Raw genomic sequence first — 25098 nt, forward strand, 5'->3', positions numbered from 1 at the left:
TCATATTAGATTTTGATTGAACCCAGACTTGCCCCTTTAACAAATAAACGTTCAATGCTCTTCTCAACCGAAGCATCGGGAATCAATGGCGGCGCCTGGTGAGGTTTGGTCCGCGCATCAATAATCACATGATCACAGCCCCAATGCTTGTGGTCATATCCACTATTAACTCCATACATGTCATGTGAAGGGTTACTCCGGGTAAACGTGGCCCACAAGAAGTTACTGAGATTAGCACTCAGGAACGAACTGTCATCACATAGGATAATCATCGGACATGAGTCCAGACCTCCCTGTTCTTTCAATAGAGACGTGAATGCTAGCATCTCCTGCGCTGTATCCGCGTAACTTGTGAAGGCTGATGTCTGGATTGCGACGATACCCGGCATGATGAGCTGTGGATTTTCATATCCGCGTATGTTTTTCAAAGACTCCGGAACTTCCGTACACAGATCCCGAATCTTATCGCCATATGCTGCAAAAACGACCTTGCTACCGCTGTTTAGTCCTGTACCGGAGTAATCCAATGTATCAATCGTCGTATGGGTGTGGAAATGAATATCCCGTTGCATGTTCATACGCTCCAAGATATAGGTCAGGAATTCAACTTCCTTATGGGTATCCAGAGGCTGCTGATCCTCAGCAGTTATAAACAGGTACTTCGCCAGACTGAGCTGACCTGTACCCAAAATTCGGTTGGCAATCGTAAGCAGCTCTGTTGGCTGTTTTACTACCTGATAAGGCGTATACCGTTCACTGCCGATAGCGAACAGTAATGGATGGACTCCTGCCGCATCGACCGCATGTACTTCTTTGACGCCCGGAATCTCCTGTTTAATGGCATCTCCTGTAATCTCATGTATCAAATCACCAAATGCCGTATCCTCTTGAGGCGGACGACCAACAACCGTAAATGGCCAGATGGCATTAGGTTTGGCATAGACTTTGTGCACACGCATTAACGGGAATTCATGTGTCAGACTGTAATAACCCAAATGATCGCCGAATGGACCTTCAGGCTTCGTCTCACCTGGGTAGATATCACCCGTGATGACAAAATCAGCATCATTGCTGATGCAATACCCGTCCTTGTAACTGTACCGGAAGCGACGTCCGGCGAGCAAACCGGCAAATGTCATCTCACTAAGTCCTTCTGGCAGAGGCATAACGGCTGAAAGTGTATGTGCTGGTGGACCCCCAATGAAAATGCTGACTTTCAGTGGTTCTCCTTTTTTGACCGCTTTGGCTTGATGTATACCAATTCCGCGATGAATCTGATAGTGTAATCCAATTTCTTGGTTTAATTCAAAATCATTGCCATTCAGTTGAACCCGGTACATTCCCAAGTTCGAATTCATGATGCCGGGTTTATCTGGATCTTCGGAATACACTTGCGGCAGTGTCACAAATGCCCCGCCGTCCATGGGCCAGTGTTTGATTAGGGGCAGATCCGAGATTTGAATCTCTTGTGCCGACACGGGTAGGCTGATAGACTTCTGTTTCGGCAGCGCCTGCCATGCGGCAAGACCAGTGCGGACATGCTGAAACGGCGTCTTAAGCGCCTTCATCGGATCGTCACGAACAGCCATCACCCGTTGTACGCCTTCAAGCGTCCCCCGGAACATGAATTTGCTTCGCTCCACCGTGCCGAAGAGATTCGATACGGCCTGGAACTTCGAGCCTTTTACATTTTCGAATAACAATGCCGGGCCTTTAGCCTCGTGCACTTTCATATGGATGGCTGCCATTTCCAGATGAGGATCAACTTCTTCTTTGACCCGAATCAAATGACCGTGCTGCTCCAGATCGTTAATACAATCTTCCATATTGCGATAGTTCATTGAATGGCTCCATTCTGTGTATGATAAATTGATTAAGTTCATAGATTCACATAACGTCTCTTCTATTTTATCAAATGATTCACTGCTAAACAAAACTATATATGAAATTTTGTTGAGTATCTTAATATCAAAAAAGCAATATGAAGCAATCTGAATCCTGAACGTACAGGAGCCGATTGTTTTCATATTGCTGCTTTCAATTCTGGCTTGCCTAAGATGTGATAACCGATCTGGGAATCGTGACTATGAACTGCGTACCTGTTCCAACTTCGCTCTCTACATCAATGGTACATTGATGCAATTTCAAAATTTTAATCACAATTGACAACCCTAACCCATTGCCTCGAAGTGAGCTGCTTCGCGCTTTGTCCACCATATAGAATCGATCAAAGATATACGGGAGGGCTTCCGCAGGTATTCCTTGTCCAGAATCTCTAATCAATACCTTCACGAATGAAGATGACGTCTCAATCTCGACATGAATGGTACCCTCAGGGCCGGTGTATTTGATTGCATTGTTTATTAAATTCTGCCAGACTTGATCAAACAAATCTTTGTCCACGGTGATCTCGCAGGGCAACAAGTCCAATTCGATCTGTATATCCTTCTGCGACCACTGCGGCTCCGCCAATAAGATCGCCCTTCTTAATTGTTCATCGACCTGGAACGTGGTGAAATGCACCGGATGATGCTCCGAATCCAGCGAGGCTAGCCGAAGCAGATTATCACTGAGCCTCGATAAGCGCAGCGTTTCCTCATAGATAATATCCAGATGCTCTTTCTGCTCTTCCAAAGGAATAACACCATCCTGTAGTGCTCTGGTAAATCCCCTGATCGAAGTGAGCGGAGACTGCATTTCATGAGAGACGTTGCTAACAAAGTCATCACGAACCGAATCGATTTTTTGCAACTCACTGGCCATATGATTAAAGCTCTCCATCAGTTCCCCGAACTCATCCTGATTATTATGTTTCAAGCGAACCGACAGGTCACCTGATGACATCTCCTTCGCAGCAACCGTTAACCTCTTAATCGGTTTCACAATGTACCCGGACATGAACAGGATTAATAAGCTACCAATGACCAGTACCGTTAATAGTGAGGTTAAGAGCGTGTTGCGCAGTGTGTGAAAAAGAGAAGAGAAATCGCTTTGTATCAGAAATGTGCCGATCCCCTCGTTTGTTCCGGGAACACCTACGGTCGCAATGCCATCTTTACTGGATATAAACATGGCATCGGTTGTCCCCGCCTCAAATAACGAATGAACTTTATCCTCTGGCAAGGAAGACAACACGTCACTTTGTTCATTCACGGGCGTGATATTTAAGCCATAGCGGGCAAAGATATCGAAGCTTGATTTCACTTTTTCCTGATCATCAATCAGGTTAATCATTGTAGCGATGTCTTCAGCAAAGGTAACCATAAAACGGTTCGGCGCTTTTTCGCGGGACCCGTTATTGATCATAAAGGAGAGAATCAAACTCACCAGAACAATCCCGATAAACGTAGCTACAATTCGAAGTCGCAGGCTCTTCCTCAGCATCTTCATGCCCGCTCCAGTCGATATCCAAGTCCTCTTATCGTTGAGATCACCAGTTCAGGTACAGGTTCAAGCCGTTCCCTTAACCGCTTGATGTGCACATCGACCGTACGCTCATCGCCTTCATAATCGATGCCCCATAGATCATCGATAAGCTGTGTACGTGTGAATATTTTCCCTGGCGAACTCGCCAGAGAAAATAACAATTCACATTCCTTCTTTTTCAATTCAATCGTTTGTCCGTCCGCAACGACCATCAGATTGCCCAAATCAATCGTTACACCGCTGATCTGAATGATATTTGATGAACTTTTGTTATATCGTTTCAATAATGATTTCACACGCAGGATTAACTCCACAGGATCAAAAGGTTTAACCAGGTAATCGTCTGACCCGGCATTAAATCCTCTGACCTTGTCCTTGGATTCTCCCTTGGCGGTGACAATCAGGATCGGAATATCCAGATAGGATCGGATATCTTCTGTCAATTCAATGCCGTCGATTCGCGGCATCATGACATCCACAATCGCCAGATCAACTTTCGTATGAGAGAGAAGATCTAACGCCTCTTGACCGTCCGCTGCTTCCAGCACGGAAAATTGATTCTTTTCAAGATAGATTCGGATTAATTTGCGGATATGGGAATCGTCGTCCACCACCAGAATCATGTTCATGTAGCCATTATCCTTTCCGCCGTTCGTTTTATTCGTATCGCAAGGATTCCATCGGGTCCAGCTTCGCCGCTTTTGATGATGGCATCAAACCAGCCACGATACTAATCGCTGTACTTACCACGAGACCAAACAAGATGTAATATCCCGAGAGATGGATCAGTTTTGCTCCAAACGCATTGTCCAGAAGTATATTTAACACATAACTTATGATAACTGCAAAGATTACCGCAATAATACCACTAAATACGCCTAATAAGGCAGATTCCGAGAAGAATATTCGCTTGATATCCTTCTTCCTCGCTCCAATTGCCCGTAGTATTCCGATCTCTTTCGTGCGTTCCACGACACTAATATAGAGTACAACCAGTATCATAATACCGGATACGATCAACGAAATGCCTGCAATACCCGCCAGTACAATGGAAGCCATACTTACGTAAGTCGTGATATTCTCCATGACCTTGGCCATCTGGGAGCCTGCGAAGCCAGCGTCAACAGCAGCTTCATTGATATCATTTACATATTTCATATCGGTGGCATAGGCATTAACCTGAATCGGTCCAATTGTTATTCCTTTGTCCGAGAACATCTGCTCTAACGTCCCTGATGAGATGTATCCCGGGGATTGTTGCATTGGAGATCGTTGATCTGCCGCTTCGTAGATCCCTGAGATGGTTACTTCTTTCTCCAAAGTCACTGGTTTATTATTGCTATCCATCTCATTGATATATAGAAGCACGGACTTGCCGATCATGGAATCAGCTTGGTCATTTCCGCTTAATTTATTCGCCGTATCGAGGGGTAACAAGATCTCATTTTCTGCCGGGAGAACTCCCATTGTCATCAGTGCGGGATCAAAAGCATCCGTTAATGTCGTTAACTGCGTAAGTCCCACACTTTGTTTTTCATTCACCATTGTTGATTGGCCTGTAATGGTCGTAATTGTCTCTACATGATCCACATTAGGAAAATTGCGAATCGTCTCGATATCAGCTTCGGTGAACGGTTCACCTGTTGCCATCAAGGCTTCGGGACCTTGCATGTCTTTGGCTTCTTCACTCGGCTTGGTTATATCCACAAGCAAAGGGTCCATACTTGAATTGATTTCGTCGTTCATATACGTCGTTATCCCATTCCCCAAGGAAAGCATCAGGAGTACACTTAATATACCTATAGATCCACCCAAAGCGACCAGGACATTACGCTTGGCGTTGAGTTTCATATTTTTGAGTGCCATCTTGAAGGAAGCAAGCAAGCCCAGGCTCCGGGAAGAACCTTGACCACTTTCGTAGACAGTCGCAGAAGGATCTTTGAGATGAATATCATCACTGATGCGCCCCTCCTCTACCTTCACAATACGTGTACCGGAGTCAGCGACTTTCTGCGAATGAGTTACGGCGATCACCAGCATTCCCTTTTGGGCTATGCTGTCGAGCAGGGCCAGGATTTGATCTCCGTTTTCTCGATCCAGCGCGCCTGTCGGTTCATCTGCGAGAATAATGTCCGGATTGTTGGATAAAGCCCGTGCAATGGAAACCCGTTGCTTCTGACCTCCTGATAACTGGTTGGGACGTTTGTTCAGATGATCCTTCAGTCCAACCTCTGTTAATATATCAACGGCACGTTGATTTCGCTCTTTTTCATTGGTATCCGTCATTTGCATTGCAATCGTCACATTTTCGAGGACAGACAGATGCGGGATCAGATTGAAATTTTGAAAGACAAAGCCGATATTATTCTTTCGGTAATCGTCCATTTCCTTCTCTGTCATGGCAATTAGGTTCTTGCCACGCACAACGACGTCCCCTTCATAATCGGAATCCATGCCACCGATGATATTCATCAGTGTCGACTTACCGCAGCCAGATTCGCCAAGGATAGAGACAAATTCCCCCGTCTCAAAACTCAGGTTCAAACCGTGGAGGACCGGAACTCTTTCTTTTCCATATAAGGTGTATGACTTCTTCACATTTTTGACTTCTAGTATTTTCATATGGTCTCTTCCTCTCCTGATCAAGCACAATATCTATCTATTTGATGTTCATATCGTACCAAATCTGTATGAACTGATAATGAACTGGGCCATGGGCCTGTAGGAGCGGTTCAAAAGAACGATATGTAAAAAAAACACCTACAGCTTTGCTTGAAATAAATCATTTTAAGTAAGTGTAGATGCAAGACAACCCGAATCCTCAGATATAAGGACTCGGGTTGTCTTATTTCGTTACTATTCTGTCATCGTAGTGTCTGTGTAAATAATCTTTAGTTCAACTTATATCGTTTAGATTAATCCGGCTTTTGCCAGCAGTCTTTTCACAATCGCCGCGGATTGCGCACGACTAATATCTGCTTCTGACATCAATTTGCCATCAGCACCTTGTACCAGTTCTTGTTTAATTGCCGAAGCAACCGGCTCTGCAGCCCAAGCCTGTACTTTAGCACTATCACTATATGTGCTCAGCAGACTTGTTGTCTCTGACGCGTCGGCCTGTGCCAGACCGACCAGTTTCATCGCACGTGACACAATCGTCAACGCTTCAGCACGAGAAATTTCGCTGTTAGGACGGAAGCTATCATCAGCATAACCTGAGATCAAGCCGTAGGACACGGCAGTTTGAACCTCATCCTCATACCAGCTGCCTGTCTTCACATCCGTGAATGATGTCGCTTCTGTGCTAATCCGGGAGTGCAGACCCAAACCTCTTAACAGAACAGCCGTGAACTCTGCTCGCGTAATACTCCGGTCTGGCGCAAATTCGTTCTCACCAGTACCTTGCACGATCAGACGGGATGCCAGATCCTGTACGTCATCACGACTCCAGTGACTTGATACATCGCTGAATGTTGCCGGATGATAGATCAGGGCGTAAGTACTGTTCGTCAAGCTGTTAATAATAGCAGAATCTTGTCCAATTCCTTTGATAACCTTCGTCGGCACATGCAGAAGGCTGCCATCTGGCTGAAGCACAACACCAGTCGTAATCTTTGAACCATCTACTCCCTCTGGCAATGTGATGGAGCGCTCTACATAAGAGTTGAAACGGTCCACATTGACTTGCTGTCCATTCCAGATCGCTTTTACTTCAAAATCAACTGGAGCTGCAACCACCGTAGTATTCTGCATCTTGTCCGCTGCGGTCTGAATGGCTGATTGCTTGGATGCAGCACTAGGTGCAATAGCGATTTGAATGGTAATATCTTCGAGTGGAACAGTGCTTCCGAATTGGTTCAGAACCTGATCAATCTGAATCTGATTTGCCGGGAGAGTGTACGTACCACTGTCTGTCTGAATGACAACTTCGGCATTACTTCCTTCCATCGTTTTGACCAGCTTGCCGTTCAGTTCACCAACGACCGTACCCTTGCCAGTACCTGTCATCGGCAGAAGAAGCGTTCTTAGTCCACTTCCAATCTGATTGATGACTTTGGTATTATCCACGTGAATAGTAGTGGTAACCAGATTGTTTACCGTTGATGTGGTAGCTGTAGCAGATTGTTCCTGTTTCTGTCCGTTCACATAGATGTCTACACCTTTGGTTACCGCTGGAGTTGCTGGAACAGGGGTCACAACGGGGGAAGTTGGCGACACACTTCCTCCTCCTCCACCCGAAGAGTTACCAGGATTCGGTGTAGGTGTTGAACCAGAATTGTCACCACCTGAGTTTGCTGCTGTAATTGTGATTGTTCCACCTGACAATTCAGTGTAACTCTGATGTTCAACATTCGTAAAATGCCAATGCTCTGAATCCGTTTGATCTACAGAGAGCTGTTTTGTTCCAGGCGTCGCATTGTTTTTGGCTTTGATCTCGATATCAAACATTTGTTGTTCATCTACAATCGGATTGTTCCCTCCAGAAAAATCAACCCAAATGATCCGTACCCAGCCTTCTGCATTATTGATTTCATACTGGAAATCTGCTACACCTTCTTCATTGGAGGATATGGTGTTGGCGTTGATGGATTTAGGCGTGATCCGAACAATTTCCAGTGCAGACGTATCATAATCAATCTGCATATTATAAGCTTTCACTCCGAAATAGGATTTCTTCAATGCAACAGGTACATGAACGCTCTGCCCTGCCTGTACGCTTACATTTGCGAATTGTACTTGAGCTGCTTCTACCGGCTCTGCTCCAGCTACATTTGGCAATATGAGTGAAGAGAGTAATGTCAGTGCGATGAGACCCGACATTGTTTTTCTGATTCTGGGACGTTTCTTTTTCGGTTGAAACATGTAATAGCCTCCATGTCTGTATCAATTAATAGATCGTATGGTAAAGATAGAAAAAGTATTGTTAGTCCTTATCCAAATTAAAAAAATGAATTAATCAAGGTGTTGTATTTTTTCTTTTCCAACAATGTATACTTTTCTAGGCTCCGTATTGGAGTCCCAAGTGGACTGAGTAATAACTTCGAGCACAAGATAATAACCTTCGTCCTCTTCTTTAACGGTATACTGTGCTCCTGTTTCCCCTTCGATTGGCAGCATATCTTCTCCCGTAGCTTCTGTCGCGCGGTACCACTGGTAAGAAGGAGTATTAAGGGAATCATTGTAATCAATATCCATTATATAATGACGAACCCCAATTTCATTTCCAATTAACATGGCATTCATCAATTCACCATTTAGTACATACGGCGCATCATCTACTTGCTTGAAGGTCAACACATAGTCATTGTTTTTTCCGCCAAGTGTTTTGCCTTTGTATCCTTTTAACAAAGCATCCATGTCCCCCAGAGTGGGTTCCATATTACGATCCACATCCATTCGGTTCATCTCTACATAAGAAAAGCTGCGGCGAGTCATCATGTTACGAAGATAATTGAAAAGGTCAGATGCATCCAGGGAATTCACTTTTCCGTCTGCATTTACATCCCCTTTTTTACTAATGTAAAGTTCAATGTTATCCGTAACAGTCTCTGGTGCACCAGAGATCATATAATTCGCTTTTAATTCGATGCTGATTTTGCCGCTTTGGCGAGGAATAACCACCAATGTGCTCTCAGGCGTTGGCATATTCTCATCTTGTCTGGTTTCTACATACACCTCAGCGATACTGCTATCACTTGAGCTGGCTGTAGGCGGGCTATACTCATCGGATCGAAATTGTGTACTTAGATTGATTCTGATGATATTATTGATGGTCACCTCGATGGGCACATCGCGTAAAGAAGGATCATTTGGTTTCGATGAATAACTTAACCAGTTGATGCCATCATTAAGAACAGGTTGTGAAATGTTTATTACCGGACCAATTGCACCTGCGTCAGCCTGCGGAAGCGTTCCACCTATAGGCAATGCAATGCCCAATCCGAGCGCAGTCAACATGCTTTTTTTCAATATTGGCTTAAGCCGTTTTTTGTTTTGTTTCCCCTTCAATTCATGTTCCTCCTCGTGTACATTTCTAATTTGAACAACTACACGCTCAGTATAACGAGTCATTCTGAACCAATTCTGAACAGGACCATGGAACTATTCCCAGTTGTAATTCGACAAAAAACGCCATGGAGTAAGCCTCCATAGCGTTTTGAGCACAACTATTTTTCCAGTTTGGATTAAATTCACTAAAAATTAAATTCCCTCAACAATCCTTTTGGCTCTAACCTTCACCTCACGGTAGAGTTCATCCTCATCAATCGTGAACAACTTCCTGCCTTGCATGAGGATCTGACCGTTCACAATCGTGGTATCCACATCCGCACCGTTTACACTATAAGCCAGTAACGATTCTACTTCATGTACCGGTTGAAGATGTGGTTTCGCCAGATCGATCAGGATCAGATCCGCCTTGCGCCCCACCTCAAGTACACCCACTTCATCCTGTAGGCCCAACAGACTAGCACTTCCGCGTGTAGCCATCTGTAGAACGTTCTTGGCTGGCAAGCGTGTGGGATCGCCATAGTCCAGCTTTTGCAACCAGGTCGCCGCTTTGATCTCCTCGAACATATCCACGGTTGTGGCACTTCCCGCTCCATCGGTTCCGATCCCCACGTTAATCCCCTGGGCCAATATCTCGGTAATCGGAGCAATTCCACACCCCAGCTTCAGATTGCTGACCGGATTATGTGCTACACCACCACGCATCCCCTTCAATCTGCTGATATCCCTTCGATTAAGGTGTACGCCATGCGCAAGTAGAACATGTGCCTGTTCGAACATCCCCGCTTCTTCCAAATACTCTGTCGGTGTCATGCCATAACGTTCTCGAATCTTCACGACTTCTTCCTTCGTCTCAGCCAGATGAATATGAAGCGGGATATCCTCCGTGACAGCCATAGCAATGACTTCTCGGAGTGGCTCCATGGGACATGTGTAGGGAGAGTGCGGTCCATACATCGTTGTAATCCGCCCATCGGCGGCTCCAGACCAGCGTTGCACAAGATCAATCGCCTCTTGCAACCTGCGTCCCCCATCGTCCTCCATGAATACCATTCCTCGTGTCAACGATGCCCGGATACCTGTTTGCTTGACCACTTCGGCAATCTCGTTCATATGAATGTACATATCCGCAAAGGCAGTGGTACCCGAACGGATCATCTCGGCGATGGATAACTTGGCTCCCCAATAGATATCTTCCGGGTTCATCTGCGCTTCCGCAGGCAGCATTTTGCGTTCGAGCCAGTCCATCAGCTTCAGATCATCCGAGAATCCCCGAAGCAGGCTCATTGGTGTATGTTGGTGGGCATTAATGAGACCCGGCATGGCGATCTTATGGCGGCCAGCAATAATCTCATCCTGCGGTTGAGGCAAAATGTGGTCAGCAATCTGCGTAATGCGATCTCCTTCAACACGAATATCCCCCGTAAAGGGGGCATCGGCATCTTTCATCGTTAGAATCGTAGCTTGCTGAATCAGTATACTCATTACATTCACAGCTCCTCTGAATTGGTTATCGTTCCTTCCATATCCGAGGTTAAGCCTTCACGTAACGGCAAGGTCAAGTCATTTTAATTTTTGAATCGTCATCTTTCTGAAACTTTGTATAAAAGGTTTAGGATCGATCTCGACCATATATGGATATACTCCAGTGCTCGTGTGCAGATAGAAAAATCCACCTTCATCACCCATACGGCGAAATGACATATCAAACACTTCCGTGATGTTGAACTCACGGTATTTGGTCACGATTTTATCTGAATACAGAATCATCGAACGGGCATTCACTTCAATCTCTTGGGCGAGACCCGTCACTTCTCTCTGTACTTTGTAATAAGGTAATACAGCAACGCAGTTCATGATCTCCCTCCATTCATGCCATGATTATTGTTACATCATAGCAGATCGGAGGGTGCCAGCAAAAGATTATGAAACTAGGTGATCCTGGTCGTCACCTTTAGTGGCGTATGAAGTGCATCCTGAATGTCCTGCAACGAGAGAACCTGTTCGATATGAAACACACCATGCGGCAAAGCTGACTCTATTTTATATACATGTTCGGCCACAGCCGCTGCTACGGCTGCTGTTGCATCTGCTTCCTTATCGCCAACAAGCAATTGTTCGACGCGGATTCGTTCCCCATTTTCCCACCCAATGGCATCGACCTTGACCGCATACATCGGCTCTCCTCCAGGAATAAGACTAAAGGCCCTCACTGTTCCATTCCGAATAGACGGGATACGCAGCAGGGAAAACAGCCCTGTACGTTTGGAGATTGCCATGGATGTTGTGATCCAGCGGGAATCCAGGCATAGTCTGGTCGATACGGTTGGAATACGTAAAGTTCGAGCAACCACGTGTTGGTCCGAAAAGTTAAATCGATACGCCTTCCGGTTCCCCAATTCCGCTCCAAAATCGATCCTTTTGCCATCTCCGAAACTTTGCACCTCCGTAGGCTTGCCCTTTTGCATCACCTGGTAGATGGCATTCATCTGATCAACCGTCCACTCCACGGCTGCTTTTCCGTGTTTCTCTCCAAGTCCCAGCATCACGGTTATGTCTGCTTCTTCCACCTGATCCATATGCATGGTCGCTTCGCGTACAAGCAAGTTCGTTACTCCCGGTGATAGTCCAACGCTTAGGATCGCGGTCGATTTGGAATGTTGCATTGTGGTGTGCAGCTGTTCAACCTGAGCGAGAAAATCATACTTTGCAGAAATATCAATATAATCGGTTCCGGCTTGTGCACAGGATTCAACAAACCGGGTATCACTCTGATCGACACACATGATGACCAGCTTCACAGACCGTAACATGGACGGCTCCACAGGTTTGGTCACATCCAGTTGTAGCGGTAGTACCGCACCACCTGTAGACCTGCTGAATTCTTCCGCACGGTTCATGCGTGTACCCGCAGCCCATACTTTACCCGGGAACAATTTCCCCAACTGAGTACATATCATCTGGCCCACTTGACCATAACCGCCAACGACCCAGATTTGATCTTTCATAGGCTTCACGTTAGTTTCGAATTGCATAATACCCCTCCACCCAGAACGCCCCGAAGTAACGTGTAATATGTGAGAAGCCGCATTCCGTCAGCAGCTGAGTCATCTCTTCAGAGCATATCGGATCGGATTCACGGCCCAGGGAAGCAGCAAACCGCTCCCACTCTTCAGGAAGCACACCCACACTGAGCATGTGATCCTGCCAAGCTTGCATCATGATTGAATGTGCCGGAGAACGAAGATCGGCATTTACAGCCGCAATGATCAGTGGTGCACCCGGTTTAAGTCTCGCTGCCAGACTTGTCAGGAATGCTCGTTTGGCCTCCATCCCTTGAAGAAAATGCAACATGAGCATGCTTGTCGCCCCATCATATAAAATATCCTCCGGCAATTCTTCAACCGTGACAGGTTGCAGCGTCACTCTGGAGCCAATACCTGCTTCCGCGACTCGTTTCTCAGCAAGCTGCAACATCGGCAGCGAAGGATCTACTCCCGTGAACACCCAGTTGGAATGGCGCGAACCAAGCAGAGCTAATTCTTTTCCCCCTCCCGCTCCGGCTACAATTATATGAATATCGTTGTTATCTGCAAATGATGCTGCAAGCAGCCGTTCCATCAGATCATGCATATGAGAATAACCCGGAATTTTCAGGGCTATCGATTGTTCGTAACGATGAACATCTGCTGTTTCCCAGCTCATCGGTGATGGCTTGTGATTCATGGACACCGCGCTCCTCTTGAATTGAAGTTAGACTTGACTCGTTGTTCGTCTAATTTCATTATAGAAGGATACGCCAAGCCTACAATCCCAGAACATTGGGATATGCGCATAGAGAGAGGAGAAACTTTGTTGACATCACGTATTGACCGGAGCCACAGACTTATTACTTCTCTTGAAAAAGGAACCTGGACCTCACGTACCTACCGGGAAGCTGTTCTCAAACAGATCCAATCAGTTGTACCGTACGACGCATACTGTTTCACCACCGTTGATCCTTTGACTCTTCTCTCCACTGGAGCTGTGACAGAAGAAGGCATTGAAGCTATTCATGATCGGTTATTCATCAATGAATACATGGAAGAAGATATACATAAATACGCTGAGTTAATTCGCAGCGGTGAACATACAGCTATACTTCACACGGCCATAAACGTACAGCCTGAACAAAGCCAACGTTATATCAACATTCTTCAGCCAGCGGGGTTCGGTGATGAACTGCGCGCCGTATTCGTCAGTGGAGACGCTTGTTGGGGATATCTGACGCTGTATCGCAAGACTGAGAATTCTTTTTTTACAGAAGAAGAACGGTTGCTAATTCAGACCTGGACTGCTTCGATTGCATCGATGCTGCGGTCCACAAGTCTGACCCTTGTGGAGGAAATCACGAGTGGAAGTCCTGAGGAACCCGGGATGTTGATCACCTCGGATACGTTCCAGCTCTTATCCCTGAACGCCCCGGCGGAGTATTGGCTGTCCCAATTGCGTATGCTGGAACATATAGGGCCGGATGTTCTGCCCCGTCCGGTACGTGCAGTCAGTTCCCACTTACAGCGCAAGAATAGGGCAGAACGGGCTGAAGATACTCAGATCGCTATCAACTCACCATCCAAAGTCTGCATTCAACTTCCGGATGGGCGTTACCTCATCCTTCATGCCAGTCTTATGCAACAGATTACAGGACCAGATCAGATTGCTATTCGTATGGAGCAGGCGATGCCACAAGATTTGCTGCCCTTGCTCGCTGAGAGCCATGGATTATCCAGTCGAGAGCGGGAACTGCTCGGTTATGTGCTGCGCAGCTATTCGTCCAAGGAGATTGCTGCAGCGATGCATATTTCTGTCTACACCGTTCAGGATCATTTGAAATCGATTTTCGCCAAAACCAAGGTATCCTCACGTCGCGAGCTCATCTGGTATTTCGTTTCCCGTTTCCAACTGTCGAATGAACCGGCAATATGACGTGACGGAACAGATGAATAGCTGCTCAATAGAATGCGAGTACATTTAATCTACTTCGTTTCTAGAATACAAAGAAGGGGCTGTCCCATAAGTCGTAAAAAGACTCGGGATAGCCCTGTTTTCCAAATTTACACAACAAAAAGAAGCCTTTCCTTGGTAAAATGGAAGTGTCGAGCTACCACTTTTAAGGAGGGCTTCTTTTGTACATTCAATATACCATGGATCAACTTTTCTTGCCAATGGATTTGGAGACAGATATCCCCGAAAATCACCTCGTGCGTGTCGTGAATGAGGCCGTTCATCGCCTGAGCGACTCCATTTTCTCCGCGGCATACCCTGGTGGTGGCCGTCACAGCTATCATCCCAAAATGCTCACCAAAATCATCATCTATGCCTACACCCAGCGCATCTATTCTTCCCGGCAAATCGCCAAGGCGGTTCGCGAAAATATCATGTTCATGTGGCTCGCCGCGCGCCAACAGCCGGACTTCCGTACCATCAATCGCTTTCGTTCCGAGCGGATGAAAGAGGTACTGGAAACCGTATTTACCCATGTACTGGAGTTGCTGGTTCAGGAGCAATATGTATCATTGGATCACTATTTTCTAGACGGAACCAAGCTCGAAGCGAATGCCAATCGCTACACCTTTGTGTGGAAAAAAGCCGTCGTCAAGCACCAGGCCAAGCTGCAAGAAAAAGTACATACCCTGTTTCAAGCCATCGAAGAGGCGGAAAACGACGAAGATGCCCTTCACACCAGAACCGACCTGCCGGAGCTTGGCGAAGCCTCGGCTCTCACGGCAGACAAGCTGGAGCAAGCCGTCCAGCAATTGGAGAAAAAACTGCTTGAAAAACCCAAGGACAAAACGCTCAAGAAAGCTGTGTGCCAGTTGCGGAAGGACTTGCTGCCGCGGCTGCAAAAATATGAATATCAGCTTCAAACCGCCGGTGAGCGGAACAGCTACAGCAAAACCGACCCGGATGCGACATTCATGCGAATGAAAGAGGATCACATGCGAAATGGTCAATTGAAGCCCGGATACAATGTGCAGATCGGAACGGAAAATCAGTTTGTTTTGGGCTACAGCGTACACCAACGACCTACGGATACCAAATGTCTGAAACCCCATCTGAATCATCTGGAAGAAACGCTTGGCCAAAGACCGAAGACCATCATTGCCGATGCCGGGTATGGAAGCGAAGAAAACTACAGCTATTTAGAAGAACAAAACATTCAGGCTATCGTCAAATATGGGACATATCACAAGGAAAAGACTCGTGCTTTTCGGCAAGCCATCGGTAAAGTGGACAACTGGAGTTACAACGAAACGTCAGATACGTGGACCTGTGCGGCTGGACAAACGTTACCTTTTCGGTATGAAAGCCGGACGATGACGGAAAGCGGCTACACGATTCAGACACGTCACTATCGAAGTGAGGATTGTAGTCAGTGTCCCTTGAAAGCGACGTGCACCAAGGCCCAAGGTGACCGGGAGATTGCGGTCAGCTTGACCTACATGCGGCAAAAAAACGAGATGCGAGAACGCCTACGTAGCGAGGAAGGATACATGCTATCGGTTCGGCGCATGGTTGAGCCGGAAAGTGTGTTTGGGCAAATAAAAAATAATCGGGGATTCCGAAGATTCCTGCTTCGTGGCTTGCAAAAAGTAAGCCTTGAGGTCGGGTGGCTTTGTCTTGCCCACAATCTGCTCAAAAAAGCGACAATAGCGGAAAAACGCAAACGGGACCAAGCAGGATGAACCTCTGCTTGGTCCCGTTTGGCATCTCGGTGTTCATTCACTTCACCGATGTTTGTTTTAAAGGCTTTTGAGACAGCCTCTTCTTTCTTAGGCTTTTGCAACGTATAACACGTTCATTACTACATACATTCATAAAGCGGCCGTAATTAACGTCCATATGTTACCCTACGACTTTGCAGGTTTCCGAGTAGATTTGGAGGAACCAGATTTTTTATTCTTTTTCTGACTCACTTCCACAATTACAGGCTCCTGCGGGTGTTCTACCGGGTACATTTTGCGGAACAATAACGTCTGTAGTACCAGGAATGAACCCCCAATCGTCCAGTAGAGCGGCATGGCTGCAGGGGCTGTTAGAGAAAAGAATGCCATCATTAATGGGGAGAGATATCCCATAATGGCAAACTGTTTTCGCTGTTCAGGCGCCATATTAGCTTGGGATACCTTCGCTTGAATCAGATAAATGACCGCGACCACCACAGCGAGCACGTAATCCGGTGCACCCAGTTTGAACCACAGGAACGAATGGGAGGACAACTCCGGTGTAAGTCGGATAGCCGTGTAAATACCTGAAAGTATAGGCAACTGAATGAGCATCGGCAAGCAACCAATATTCAGCGGATTGAACTTATGTTTCTTGTATAGCTCCATCGTTTCCTGAGACAGCTTTTGCTTATCAGCAGGGTCATTTTTGCCTTCATATTTTTTCTTGAGGGCATCCATCTCGGGTTTCATGGCGTTCATGATGACTCGTGTTCCCTGCTGGGACTTCGCTTGACGCATCATCAATGGCAACAGTGCTAGACGAATGACCAGCGTGATCACAATAATCGCCACCCCATAGCTTCCATTAAATATGGTGGCAATATGCTGAATCAGATACGACAGTGGAAATACAATGTAATGGTTAAAAAATCCCGGTGTCGATGAGGTAATCTCCGACACGTTGTTGCTGCATCCGGCAAGCAGCATGACTGCAAACAAAATAGCAATCAGGCCATAGATCCGTCCCTTGCCCGATGTAAAAGTGAATCCCTTGTTCGTCTTATGTTCCATATATATCCTCCTCGTTGATTTGTTGACCAATCGTTCAACGAGGAATGACAATCTGGTTCATCTTCATCGGGCGCTTCTCTTCGTCTAATCATGCGGCTCCAGTCTTCCTGTCTGTGCTGTCTGTCCAAACACAGGGCGGGAAGTACAGGTTCAAGTCCACCACCGACGCCACCTTCCACCCAGTACTCCGTCATGCCACAATGAAGATGGGCAATATAGGCATAACTGACGGTGAAGATGAGTCCAATCGAGAATAAATATGGTAATAACTCGTGCAGTTCAAACAAGGGATTCACCCCCTTTATAGGTTAGTTTTTTATATTATAACACTTACATATTGTTTTTGCATAAATCCGTTCGTGAAAATAGCCAGTATTCAACTATTCCGTTCTCAATTTGGACATTTCTAGCTCAGCTCTGTGTTTTGCAACGTTATAAGAAGGCCAGGAACGATTGGATGTGTCCCTCTCCAGATAGGCTTGACGTTCCAGCATTTCTCTCTTGAGATCCGGGTACTCGTTCAAAGCAAACTCTCGAAGTAACGGAGTCGCATCTGCCGATAGACTTGCCAAGTAGGATGCATCAATATTGCCAGTTTGACGGTAACGTTCTATGTTCAATTCGGCAATCCTGCGATCCATGCCCACATAATTGACGGCAACATATGCAGTCAGTGCGAGCACAATATACCAACGGATCAACGGAATCGACGTGTAACGTATACGAAGGCCGGCAATCAGCAACAGAAGTGCCAGGAAGATCATAAATGCGTGTACCAGGAACCGGATATACGTATATCCATATGCCTGTTCATACAGATTTAGCCGCATAAACGCGGAATACAACATGATTGCTGAACAGCTGACCAGAATCAGGAGAAGTGCCTGATGCACGATCATGCCTACTTTTCCACTCGGACGTGTGAATTGCAATGCAACAATAAGAATAAAGAAATTAATACCCGTAACGAGAATCAGCTCCGCAAACCCACTTCTCGCATACTCAGCGTAAGACAGATCTACCGGAAGATGCCCCTCTCCCGCGCCAAACAGATACGAAAACTGTACAAGTACGAACATAACGTACACACAGTTGATGACGATCAGCATGGTGCCCACAATGATGGGGTCCAATCTGAATGGTCCTCGAAGAACCGGAGTGCGTTCTCCATTTTTCCAATGTGCATTCTCTCTCTTCTCAGCCTCATATTGCATCGGCTGGACATATCCCCATACATAACCGAATAACAATATACCTCCGATGAACATCCAGATGATTCTTGGCAGTCCTGGTGTAAAGGTCAGTTGATTTAACCACTCCGGGAAACCGGATAAATATTGATCGAAGACCCCGTCAGCGGATGACAATAACGTGATCACAACAATAAGAATAGGCAAAGATGCCACAAGACCGATGAGCACTTTAAAAACAACTGTTTTCTGTGATTTGCCTATTCCACGCCCCCCTGCTCTCACAGCAAGGGCCCCAACAGTCCCCCAATGACGTATGGCTTGAGGCAGTAAATGGTCAATCGCCGTACCAATCAACCCGATCTCCCACCACTGCTTCTGTTTTCTACCCATTAGATACGTCATATGTAAGATGATCAGGCCCGGTACAACCAGAAAATTAAGTACACGGAACAGTTCATTGTCATAGAACAGGAACGTTAGCGTTAACAACAACACTACACCCGCCACAAAAGCATCAATCCATTTGAAAGACCTCATACGATCCCGTGCAAACAGATACATAAACACGTATCAGAGAATGACAAAGATCGGATACGATACGCCCAAATCATTACCATAGAATAAATACTGGTGAATGATAGCAAGTATCCATGCAGACAGTAGTGTGATTAGAGCACGGTGCGGTGAAGCCAATATTTTATCAATCATGGGAAAAACCTCCATTAACCTTTCTATGCTATATTCTAGATGATAAAATAGGAATATAAATAGAAATTAAAAACGATAAAACTTCTTATTTTAGAGGAATACGTCAGAGTTCACCTCCAGGAGGGAATCATCACTTTGAAAATACATCAGCAATATCTGCTGTTACATCGCCAATACGGTCACCACACAGAACATGAACTTACGCTTGCCGACCTCGCTGAATTGCTCGATTGCACGCATCGTAATACATTAACGATTGTCAAAAAGATGGTTGCTCATGACTGGATTAGTTGGGTTTCCCAGCGTGGCCGCGGTCGTCGTTCATCACTGACTTTGCTTGTTCCGGCCGATCAAATCGCGGCTGAATACATGATGCAAGCCATGAATCGCCGGGAATTGCAGGAAGCTGCCGAGCAGGTGAGTGCATTCTCCAGTTCAACAACCATGCAGGATCATCTAAACCAGTGGTTGCTCGGGTATTCGGGACATCATACAGAAGCCGGCACCAATAATGAGCAGATTGATACACTACGGCTACCCCTGCGACAACAGCTTCATGCGCTTGATCCGCTGTACATTAATCTGTTGGCTGAATCCTTTGTGACCAGCCATGTCTTTGACGGGTTGGTTCAGCGTAGTGATCAAGGCGAGATTCTCCCCTGTCTCGCTCATACTTGGGATGTCAGTGCAGACCGACAGACCTGGACGTTTTATTTACGAAAAGGTATTACATTTCACAATGGTCAGATGCTGACGTCCCATGATATTGTGCATACGTTTGAACGGCTGCAATCTACAGATCGCCGAACACTGTACCGTGATGTGAGTAAACAGATTCTATCTATTGAAGCGGTCAGTCCCTTGACCGTGTGTTTCTTACTTAAAAAACCTCATGAATTGTTTTTGTCCTTTCTTACAACAAGTCGTGCGGCGATTGTACCCTCATCCGGAAAAAACGAACAGAAGATAAAGCATGCGGGTGATGCGCACGGGATGCAAAAACCTGTCGGGACGGGGCCGTTCAAGGTCACTGCCTGGGATGATCACTTGTGCAGACTTGAAGCTTTTCCATCGTATTTTCAGGGTAGAGCACATATGGACCGGGTAGATATTCTGCAAATTCCGTGGAGTGCCTCGGCCAAAATGGACGATAGTCAAGAGATCGAAACTCCGTTCTTCCATCTTGTTCATAATCCATCTTCGTCCGAGGGTGCAGATTGGACCCAGATTAGTGCAGGTGTGATGGTTCATAAATTACTCACATGTAATACGCAAAAAACCGGACCGTTAAACGATCCGGAAGTAAGAGCACACATCCAGTCATGCCTTGCTGAAATGCATAAAGATGACCGACATGCAGATGACTCTGAGGTCGTGGTACCTGATTTTAGTAAGGTGAATACGGAGATGGTCCAGGTCCATTCGGCGGGATGCAGCGATAGATCTCAACGACTCACTGCCACTCGTCCCACTTCCCTGCACATTGCAACCATTCCACAATACCGCAGGGATGCTCAACAACTGGCATCTATATTGGGGCAGTGCGGTTACTCCTGTACCGTCCGCACAGGCACGATAGAGCAGTTCAAAGGAGATTTGCGGCTAGAGTCCGATCTGATTCTCTTCTCGCTGATTCGGGACAGGGACGAAGAACTGCGCAGGTATGATCTCTACTCCACCTTATCCGAGCATCTGGAAGATTCTGCTCGAATGACGATTCATGAGATGTTGCAAACCATTGCCGCCTCACCATTGGCAGCAGATCGAACTTCTGCATTAGACCGAATTGAACAATTCTTGGTCGGCCAAAACCTGCTGTTCCATTTATCTGAAAAACCGGTAGAGACGGCTTATCTGCCTTCGGTGCGTGGTCTATCTTTCAACAGCCAAGGCTGGGTGAACCTGCGTCATATCTGGTTTCCGTCCCAGGAAATCAAGTGAGAATGCAATGTCGACTGTGCTAAGATAAAGAAAATAATATTCACTTACGTTCAAAAGTTTCTTTTAACATACTAAGGAGGCATTACATTCATGAGCAAACTAATCTTCTTTCTCGGCGGGGCCGGTAGTGGCAAGACTACCCTTGCCAAAGCCCTTTCCCGTAAACATAAAGCCGCTTTCTTCGATATGGATATCCTGCTTCGTCCCGCGGCAGAGGCAATTATGACCCTTCAGGGACTTGATCCATCCGATCGGGACTCGCCTGAATACAAGAAGTTGTGCCGTGATCTCGGATATCGTATTACCATGGACGCTGCTCTGGATAACGTTCAGTTGGGTATTGATACTATCGTTGTGGGTCCATTTACCAAAGAAATCGGTACCTCGGATTGGATTGCTAGGGAACTTGCACGGATTGCACGTTCTCTGGAAGATACGGATGTGCGGGCGGCTTATATTTATCTGGAGAATGAAGCCTTGTATCACAAGCGGATCACAGCGAGACAATCTCCATTGGATGACTGGAAACTTGATAACTGGGATGCCTTCACAGCTTCTCTCGTTCGTAAAGAAGTAGCTTGGCCTCTCCCTGCTTCATCCGTCGCTTACATTGACAACTCCAGTGATGATCCGGCCATTGCCTATGCCGAACTTGAACGACGGATGTACGAGTAAAAAATGTATCACTCCTTCACTTAACCTACTTAGATGATAGATAGAATAAACGCTACTCTCGCCAAGTTGTGACTTGCTTCTTGAACTCTAACGAATCCGAGGCACCTTATTGCCTTGTTTAGACTGATATTAAAAATCTAACGAACCTCAGTAACACTAAACGGCAGAAAATCAGTACAAATTGGCAGCAATGAGCTAAAAATAAACATATAAGCTGTCTCAGATTCGTTACGATTTTAATATGGCTCATACACTTGAAATAGGGCGTGTGAGGTTCGTTAGATCTCCAAATATAAAAAAGGATCTGTCTCACCAAGCCTCGCAGGCCGATGAAACTGATCCCTTTTTCCATTTATTAGCCTCTCATAGCCCAGCCCATCCGTAAGATGAACATTTCCCAACATATGTGCTGAGCATAAAATATACTTGTTCCCTTTATCCGCGCTGACGTGCGGCATGACGTTCAGCAATGCGAGATGTAATCATCCCATGACTTTCATCAATTTCTTCCGGTGTACAAGCGGCTTTCAGCTCATATACTTTCACCGGTGAACGATCAATAATATCCAAAAATGAATCAAAAAAGGTCATGTCTTTACTATGAATGTATGGACACCAATGATCTGCCAAACCTACGGTTTCATGAATATGCACGCCAACCACGTGATTTATCAACGCGTTAGCCTCACGTACATTATCGTACAGCCCCATTCGATCCATCATCATGCCGTGACCAATATCGTACCAGAGACCAAGCGGCGCGCCCTTCATGCGTCCAATAATCGTTCCCGCTTCGTGCAAAGTCGGCATCTGATAACAGCGTGAACGAGTCTCAATACCGAAATTCACTCCATATCCCCGCTGCTCCGACAAGTCACATACCTCTTCCAGACTCTCCTGAATCCGGCTCAGGTAATGTGCGCTGCCATCTTCCCGCTTCTCCAGCATCTCTTGCCATAAAGATTGATACGCCGGGCAGTCCGGCCCCTGATCGTGGTATATCTTTTTCAACGCTTCATCTATATTGTATTCAAACGGAACCTCACCCGGATGTACAACAACAGCCTTGGCGCCATAACGATGTGCGTACTCGGCAGAGCGAAGTAGCAGTTCAATCGCTCGTTTGCGTCGCGACTCGTCATCGAATCCGAGCAGGACGGAATCCGTCCCATAATCTGGATCAGCCACATGCGGAAATGTGTTATGCACACTGGATACACCGATTTCTCCTCGTTCAATCATCGGCTCTATCGTCTTCAGCATCTCTTCCGTGACGTTGTAGTTCAGTTCAACCTGTCTGAATCCAAGAGATTTGATCTCTTCAATCATGCCTTGTCCGGTCGTATGACGTTTGATGTTCCAACATGTTGAAAACGAATATTCCTGTTTGTCCGTATACATGATTGTTCCTCCTGCCTCTCATTCTATCGCCTATTCATATTCCATTGATCTCTATCTTTTCATTCCTCTATCCGTTATCTTCATGTATGGTCAATTCAAATCTCATCTTGTTCGCAGTCCTTCCAGGCACATACCGATAGATGATCTCCGCGTGATTCGAGTACATCAATACGGATGGTTCAGGCGTCTCAGTCTTCACGGTACACGTAAGTCCAGGGAACTGCCATAACGCTGGCGTAATATCCTCCTGACGAAGGGAAGGCCCTCTGATTTCAAAATAAACGTCGATTTCTTCCTCTGTATCCAATGCGACATCAATGGTTAACGAATCTGGCGTGAGATCCGCATCAAACGTCACTCCGCGCAGATGACTGTTCCACCCCTCGCCTACCTCACGGCGGATCAAGCGGAGATAATAACGCTCCCCCGTCTCCGTCTGCCAGTGAATTGTGGCGGGATGCATCTGGCCGTTGGTATTCACACTTCCCGACATGGCTCCGATCATCCGGTCCTCACCAATCCAGGCTTTGGCCGTACATAGATTCCGATTGGACGTTGGATCATTGCGCTCACACAGTTCCATGAACTGTTTCTGCACAAGCCGATCCGCTTGATGAGCCTTGAAATAAGGCACGGCTTCCGCGGGCACATCCACCCCAAGGAGTGCAATCAGTGGATCATGACCTGACTCACAGTTGATTCCTGCCAGATATTCATAGCCTTCACCGAGCAAAAGATAGATAAATACACCGATCGAACTATGCTCTCGCATCTCCATGTCGTACGCCCGAGAGAATGGGCCGGAGAGATTCTCCAGGTTGGCATTGTAATATAGCGCAATGTTATTCCACAGCCCGTGTTCAATCCGGTGTCCAATTTCAACTAAACGTTGGGTGAGTCCATACTTTCGATACATGCCAAGCACGGAGAGATCCACCCCGTAATACGTTGTCGTATTAAATTCAGCGAATGTACCGTCGTACTGTTCAAACTCCTTCATCATTCCCTCTGCCTGTTCGTCCGAATGCTGAATCCATTCTGTTCGGCTCAAGCGATGGCCGTAGTAGTGAGTGATGAAAATATGCATTAACTCAATATTGGTGTTCATGGGGATTACGTCGGATAACCTTCGTTCTATGGACCCTTGAACAGCCAATTCCATGGCATGATCCATTCGTTTCATGAGTGTATCTGGCAGAAGTTCGGAGAATTCGGCAGTTACGACCACACAGACACAAGCGATAAACTCGCGCCAATTGGGATCATAACTGATCCAGACCGGTGGCAGTACCTGATTCACTGCCGAATGAAACAGACGTTTCAGTTGTTTGGGATCTGCCGTCTCTGTGAGTAGAGAGCCATCTTCCCGTAGTTTATGGATAAACTGCGCAGACACCTTCTCAAAGGTGCGTTCCAGGAAATAGGCCGTGCCTGGCGCAAAAGATTTCCAAGCATAGTGACCCGCTGGTGGATGCACATCATTGGGTCGGGTCGCGAAGGTTCCGTGATAGATTTCATCCGGAGCGTCATATTGAAAATCGAGCACCTTGTGGAACACCCGTATCGCGCGTTCCACATCACCAGGCTCACTTCGAATCAACAACCCGAGTGCATAATGCGCGCTGGCTCGTGTGCTGTGCTGCGATGAATCCTCCTCTTCAAAACTTCGAAGCAGATCCAATTCCTTTTCATAGAAGCTATCCATCATCAACATGGACTGATTCACTAGATACTGCTGCTCTTTCGACATCTTCTCTACCATTCGTTGTGTCATGTCAATGCAACCTCCCGAGACTATAGGTGCGTGTTCAAAAAGATCAGTTTTCAGTACCAAGAAGATGGAATTAAGCTAGAAATGGAGTAGCGGAGCGTAGGACAACTACGTGAGCAACGGACATTTCGGCTGAATTTCATATTCGATGCTGATGATGCCACTAAGGCATCATTCGTAATCAAAAGTGAACTTT

The 25098-nt window shown here is 46.4% G+C and carries 20 protein-coding genes; 4 read left to right on the top strand and 16 right to left on the bottom strand.

Annotated elements, in window-relative coordinates; translation table 11 throughout:
• Positions 1 to 5 precede the first annotated feature (5 nt).
• The 10 genes from MKY73_RS16865 to MKY73_RS16910 form a co-directional block, all read right to left on the bottom strand.
• A complete protein-coding gene (locus MKY73_RS16865; protein WP_339302723.1) occupies positions 6 to 1841 on the bottom strand; it encodes a UbiD family decarboxylase in 1836 nt (611 codons plus the stop codon).
• 211 nt (positions 1842 to 2052) lie between these two features.
• Positions 2053 to 3384 carry a HAMP domain-containing sensor histidine kinase gene (locus MKY73_RS16870; protein ID WP_339302725.1) on the bottom strand — a complete coding sequence of 444 codons (1332 nt, stop codon included), beginning with the start codon at positions 3382 to 3384 and terminating at the stop codon, positions 2053 to 2055.
• A gap of 2 nt (positions 3385 to 3386) precedes the next feature.
• Complete coding sequence (locus MKY73_RS16875; RefSeq protein WP_339302726.1) at positions 3387 to 4055, bottom strand: response regulator transcription factor; 669 nt, start codon at positions 4053 to 4055, stop codon at positions 3387 to 3389.
• A 28-nt stretch (positions 4056 to 4083) separates the two neighbouring features.
• A complete protein-coding gene (locus MKY73_RS16880) occupies positions 4084 to 6048 on the bottom strand; it encodes an ATP-binding cassette domain-containing protein (RefSeq protein WP_339302727.1) in 1965 nt (654 codons plus the stop codon).
• 288 nt (positions 6049 to 6336) lie between these two features.
• A complete protein-coding gene (locus MKY73_RS16885; protein ID WP_339302728.1) occupies positions 6337 to 8289 on the bottom strand; it encodes an S-layer homology domain-containing protein in 1953 nt (650 codons plus the stop codon).
• 90 nt (positions 8290 to 8379) lie between these two features.
• Positions 8380 to 9435 (bottom strand): dockerin type I domain-containing protein, encoded by a 1056-nt coding sequence (locus tag MKY73_RS16890; protein ID WP_339302729.1) that lies wholly within the window; start codon positions 9433 to 9435, stop codon positions 8380 to 8382.
• 192 nt (positions 9436 to 9627) lie between these two features.
• The gene (locus tag MKY73_RS16895) at positions 9628 to 10920 is read right to left on the bottom strand and encodes an amidohydrolase (RefSeq protein WP_339302730.1); all 1293 of its coding nucleotides are present in this window, start codon (positions 10918 to 10920) and stop codon (positions 9628 to 9630) included.
• Positions 10921 to 10998: 78 nt separating this feature from the next.
• Positions 10999 to 11292 carry a hypothetical protein gene (locus tag MKY73_RS16900; protein WP_339260778.1) on the bottom strand — a complete coding sequence of 98 codons (294 nt, stop codon included), beginning with the start codon at positions 11290 to 11292 and terminating at the stop codon, positions 10999 to 11001.
• 74 nt (positions 11293 to 11366) lie between these two features.
• Complete coding sequence (locus tag MKY73_RS16905; protein WP_339302731.1) at positions 11367 to 12470, bottom strand: saccharopine dehydrogenase NADP-binding domain-containing protein; 1104 nt, start codon at positions 12468 to 12470, stop codon at positions 11367 to 11369.
• A complete protein-coding gene (locus MKY73_RS16910; RefSeq protein WP_339302732.1) occupies positions 12454 to 13161 on the bottom strand; it encodes a class I SAM-dependent methyltransferase in 708 nt (235 codons plus the stop codon). The genes MKY73_RS16905 and MKY73_RS16910 overlap by 17 nt, the downstream gene beginning before the upstream one ends.
• 129 nt (positions 13162 to 13290) lie before the next feature.
• On the opposite strand from MKY73_RS16910, the gene MKY73_RS16915 reads away from it, so the two are divergent.
• The gene (locus tag MKY73_RS16915; RefSeq protein ID WP_339302733.1) at positions 13291 to 14400 is read left to right on the top strand and encodes a helix-turn-helix transcriptional regulator; all 1110 of its coding nucleotides are present in this window, start codon (positions 13291 to 13293) and stop codon (positions 14398 to 14400) included.
• Positions 14401 to 14600: 200 nt separating this feature from the next.
• A complete protein-coding gene (locus MKY73_RS16920; protein WP_339302734.1) occupies positions 14601 to 16160 on the top strand; it encodes an IS1182 family transposase in 1560 nt (519 codons plus the stop codon).
• Positions 16161 to 16325: 165 nt separating this feature from the next.
• On the opposite strand, the gene yidC is transcribed toward MKY73_RS16920, so the two are convergent.
• The 4 genes from yidC to MKY73_RS16940 all read right to left on the bottom strand — a co-directional run bounded on the left by yidC (position 16326) and on the right by MKY73_RS16940 (position 19114).
• On the bottom strand, positions 16326 to 17213 hold the full coding sequence (gene yidC, locus MKY73_RS16925) for a membrane protein insertase YidC (RefSeq protein ID WP_339302735.1): 888 nt from the start codon (positions 17211 to 17213) through the stop codon (positions 16326 to 16328).
• Entirely contained in the window at positions 17150 to 17500 is a 351-nt protein-coding gene (locus tag MKY73_RS16930) for a hypothetical protein (protein ID WP_339302736.1), read from the bottom strand. The genes yidC and MKY73_RS16930 overlap by 64 nt, the downstream gene beginning before the upstream one ends.
• Positions 17501 to 17593: 93 nt before the next feature.
• Positions 17594 to 18943, bottom strand: coding sequence for a DUF4173 domain-containing protein (locus MKY73_RS16935; RefSeq protein WP_339302737.1), 1350 nt, complete (start codon positions 18941 to 18943; stop codon positions 17594 to 17596).
• 33 nt (positions 18944 to 18976) lie between these two features.
• Positions 18977 to 19114 carry a hypothetical protein gene (locus tag MKY73_RS16940; RefSeq protein WP_339302738.1) on the bottom strand — a complete coding sequence of 46 codons (138 nt, stop codon included), beginning with the start codon at positions 19112 to 19114 and terminating at the stop codon, positions 18977 to 18979.
• 135 nt (positions 19115 to 19249) lie between these two features.
• Here MKY73_RS16940 and MKY73_RS16945 point away from each other — a divergent pair, with 135 nt between their 5' ends.
• Together MKY73_RS16945 and MKY73_RS16950 are read left to right on the top strand one after the other, a co-directional pair.
• Positions 19250 to 21055, top strand: a complete 1806-nt coding sequence (locus tag MKY73_RS16945; protein WP_339302739.1) for an ABC transporter substrate-binding protein — start codon at positions 19250 to 19252, stop codon at positions 21053 to 21055.
• A 90-nt stretch (positions 21056 to 21145) separates the two neighbouring features.
• Positions 21146 to 21730: an AAA family ATPase gene (locus MKY73_RS16950; protein WP_339302740.1), complete on the top strand. Its 585-nt coding sequence runs from the start codon at positions 21146 to 21148 to the stop codon at positions 21728 to 21730.
• A 435-nt stretch (positions 21731 to 22165) separates the two neighbouring features.
• On the opposite strand, the gene MKY73_RS16955 is transcribed toward MKY73_RS16950, so the two are convergent.
• Entirely contained in the window at positions 22166 to 23131 is a 966-nt protein-coding gene (locus MKY73_RS16955) for a TIM barrel protein (protein WP_339302741.1), read from the bottom strand.
• Positions 23132 to 23198: 67 nt separating this feature from the next.
• A complete protein-coding gene (locus tag MKY73_RS16960) occupies positions 23199 to 24905 on the bottom strand; it encodes a hypothetical protein (RefSeq protein ID WP_339302742.1) in 1707 nt (568 codons plus the stop codon).
• Between the last annotated feature and the right edge of the window lie 193 nt (positions 24906 to 25098).

It is taken from the genome of Paenibacillus sp. FSL R5-0519, assembly GCF_037974275.1.
Taxonomy (GTDB): domain Bacteria; phylum Bacillota; class Bacilli; order Paenibacillales; family Paenibacillaceae; genus Paenibacillus.

What these genes read in the sequence shown, in the direction of transcription:
- yidC (WP_339302735.1), bottom strand. Translation starts at nt 17,213, where the DNA reads ATGGAACATAAGACGAACAAGGGATTCACTTTTACATCGGGCAAGGGA.
- MKY73_RS16910 (WP_339302732.1), bottom strand. Translation starts at nt 13,161, where the DNA reads ATGAATCACAAGCCATCACCGATGAGCTGGGAAACAGCAGATGTTCAT.
- MKY73_RS16935 (WP_339302737.1), bottom strand. Translation starts at nt 18,943, where the DNA reads ATGAGGTCTTTCAAATGGATTGATGCTTTTGTGGCGGGTGTAGTGTTG.
- MKY73_RS16960 (WP_339302742.1), bottom strand. Translation starts at nt 24,905, where the DNA reads ATGACACAACGAATGGTAGAGAAGATGTCGAAAGAGCAGCAGTATCTA.
- MKY73_RS16865 (WP_339302723.1), bottom strand. Translation starts at nt 1,841, where the DNA reads ATGAACTATCGCAATATGGAAGATTGTATTAACGATCTGGAGCAGCAC.
- MKY73_RS16870 (WP_339302725.1), bottom strand. Translation starts at nt 3,384, where the DNA reads ATGCTGAGGAAGAGCCTGCGACTTCGAATTGTAGCTACGTTTATCGGG.
- MKY73_RS16880 (WP_339302727.1), bottom strand. Translation starts at nt 6,048, where the DNA reads ATGAAAATACTAGAAGTCAAAAATGTGAAGAAGTCATACACCTTATAT.
- MKY73_RS16900 (WP_339260778.1), bottom strand. Translation starts at nt 11,292, where the DNA reads ATGAACTGCGTTGCTGTATTACCTTATTACAAAGTACAGAGAGAAGTG.
- MKY73_RS16950 (WP_339302740.1), top strand. Translation starts at nt 21,146, where the DNA reads ATGAGCAAACTAATCTTCTTTCTCGGCGGGGCCGGTAGTGGCAAGACT.
- MKY73_RS16875 (WP_339302726.1), bottom strand. Translation starts at nt 4,055, where the DNA reads ATGAACATGATTCTGGTGGTGGACGACGATTCCCATATCCGCAAATTA.
- MKY73_RS16940 (WP_339302738.1), bottom strand. Translation starts at nt 19,114, where the DNA reads ATGATTGATAAAATATTGGCTTCACCGCACCGTGCTCTAATCACACTA.
- MKY73_RS16885 (WP_339302728.1), bottom strand. Translation starts at nt 8,289, where the DNA reads ATGTTTCAACCGAAAAAGAAACGTCCCAGAATCAGAAAAACAATGTCG.
- MKY73_RS16895 (WP_339302730.1), bottom strand. Translation starts at nt 10,920, where the DNA reads ATGAGTATACTGATTCAGCAAGCTACGATTCTAACGATGAAAGATGCC.
- MKY73_RS16905 (WP_339302731.1), bottom strand. Translation starts at nt 12,470, where the DNA reads ATGCAATTCGAAACTAACGTGAAGCCTATGAAAGATCAAATCTGGGTC.
- MKY73_RS16955 (WP_339302741.1), bottom strand. Translation starts at nt 23,131, where the DNA reads ATGTATACGGACAAACAGGAATATTCGTTTTCAACATGTTGGAACATC.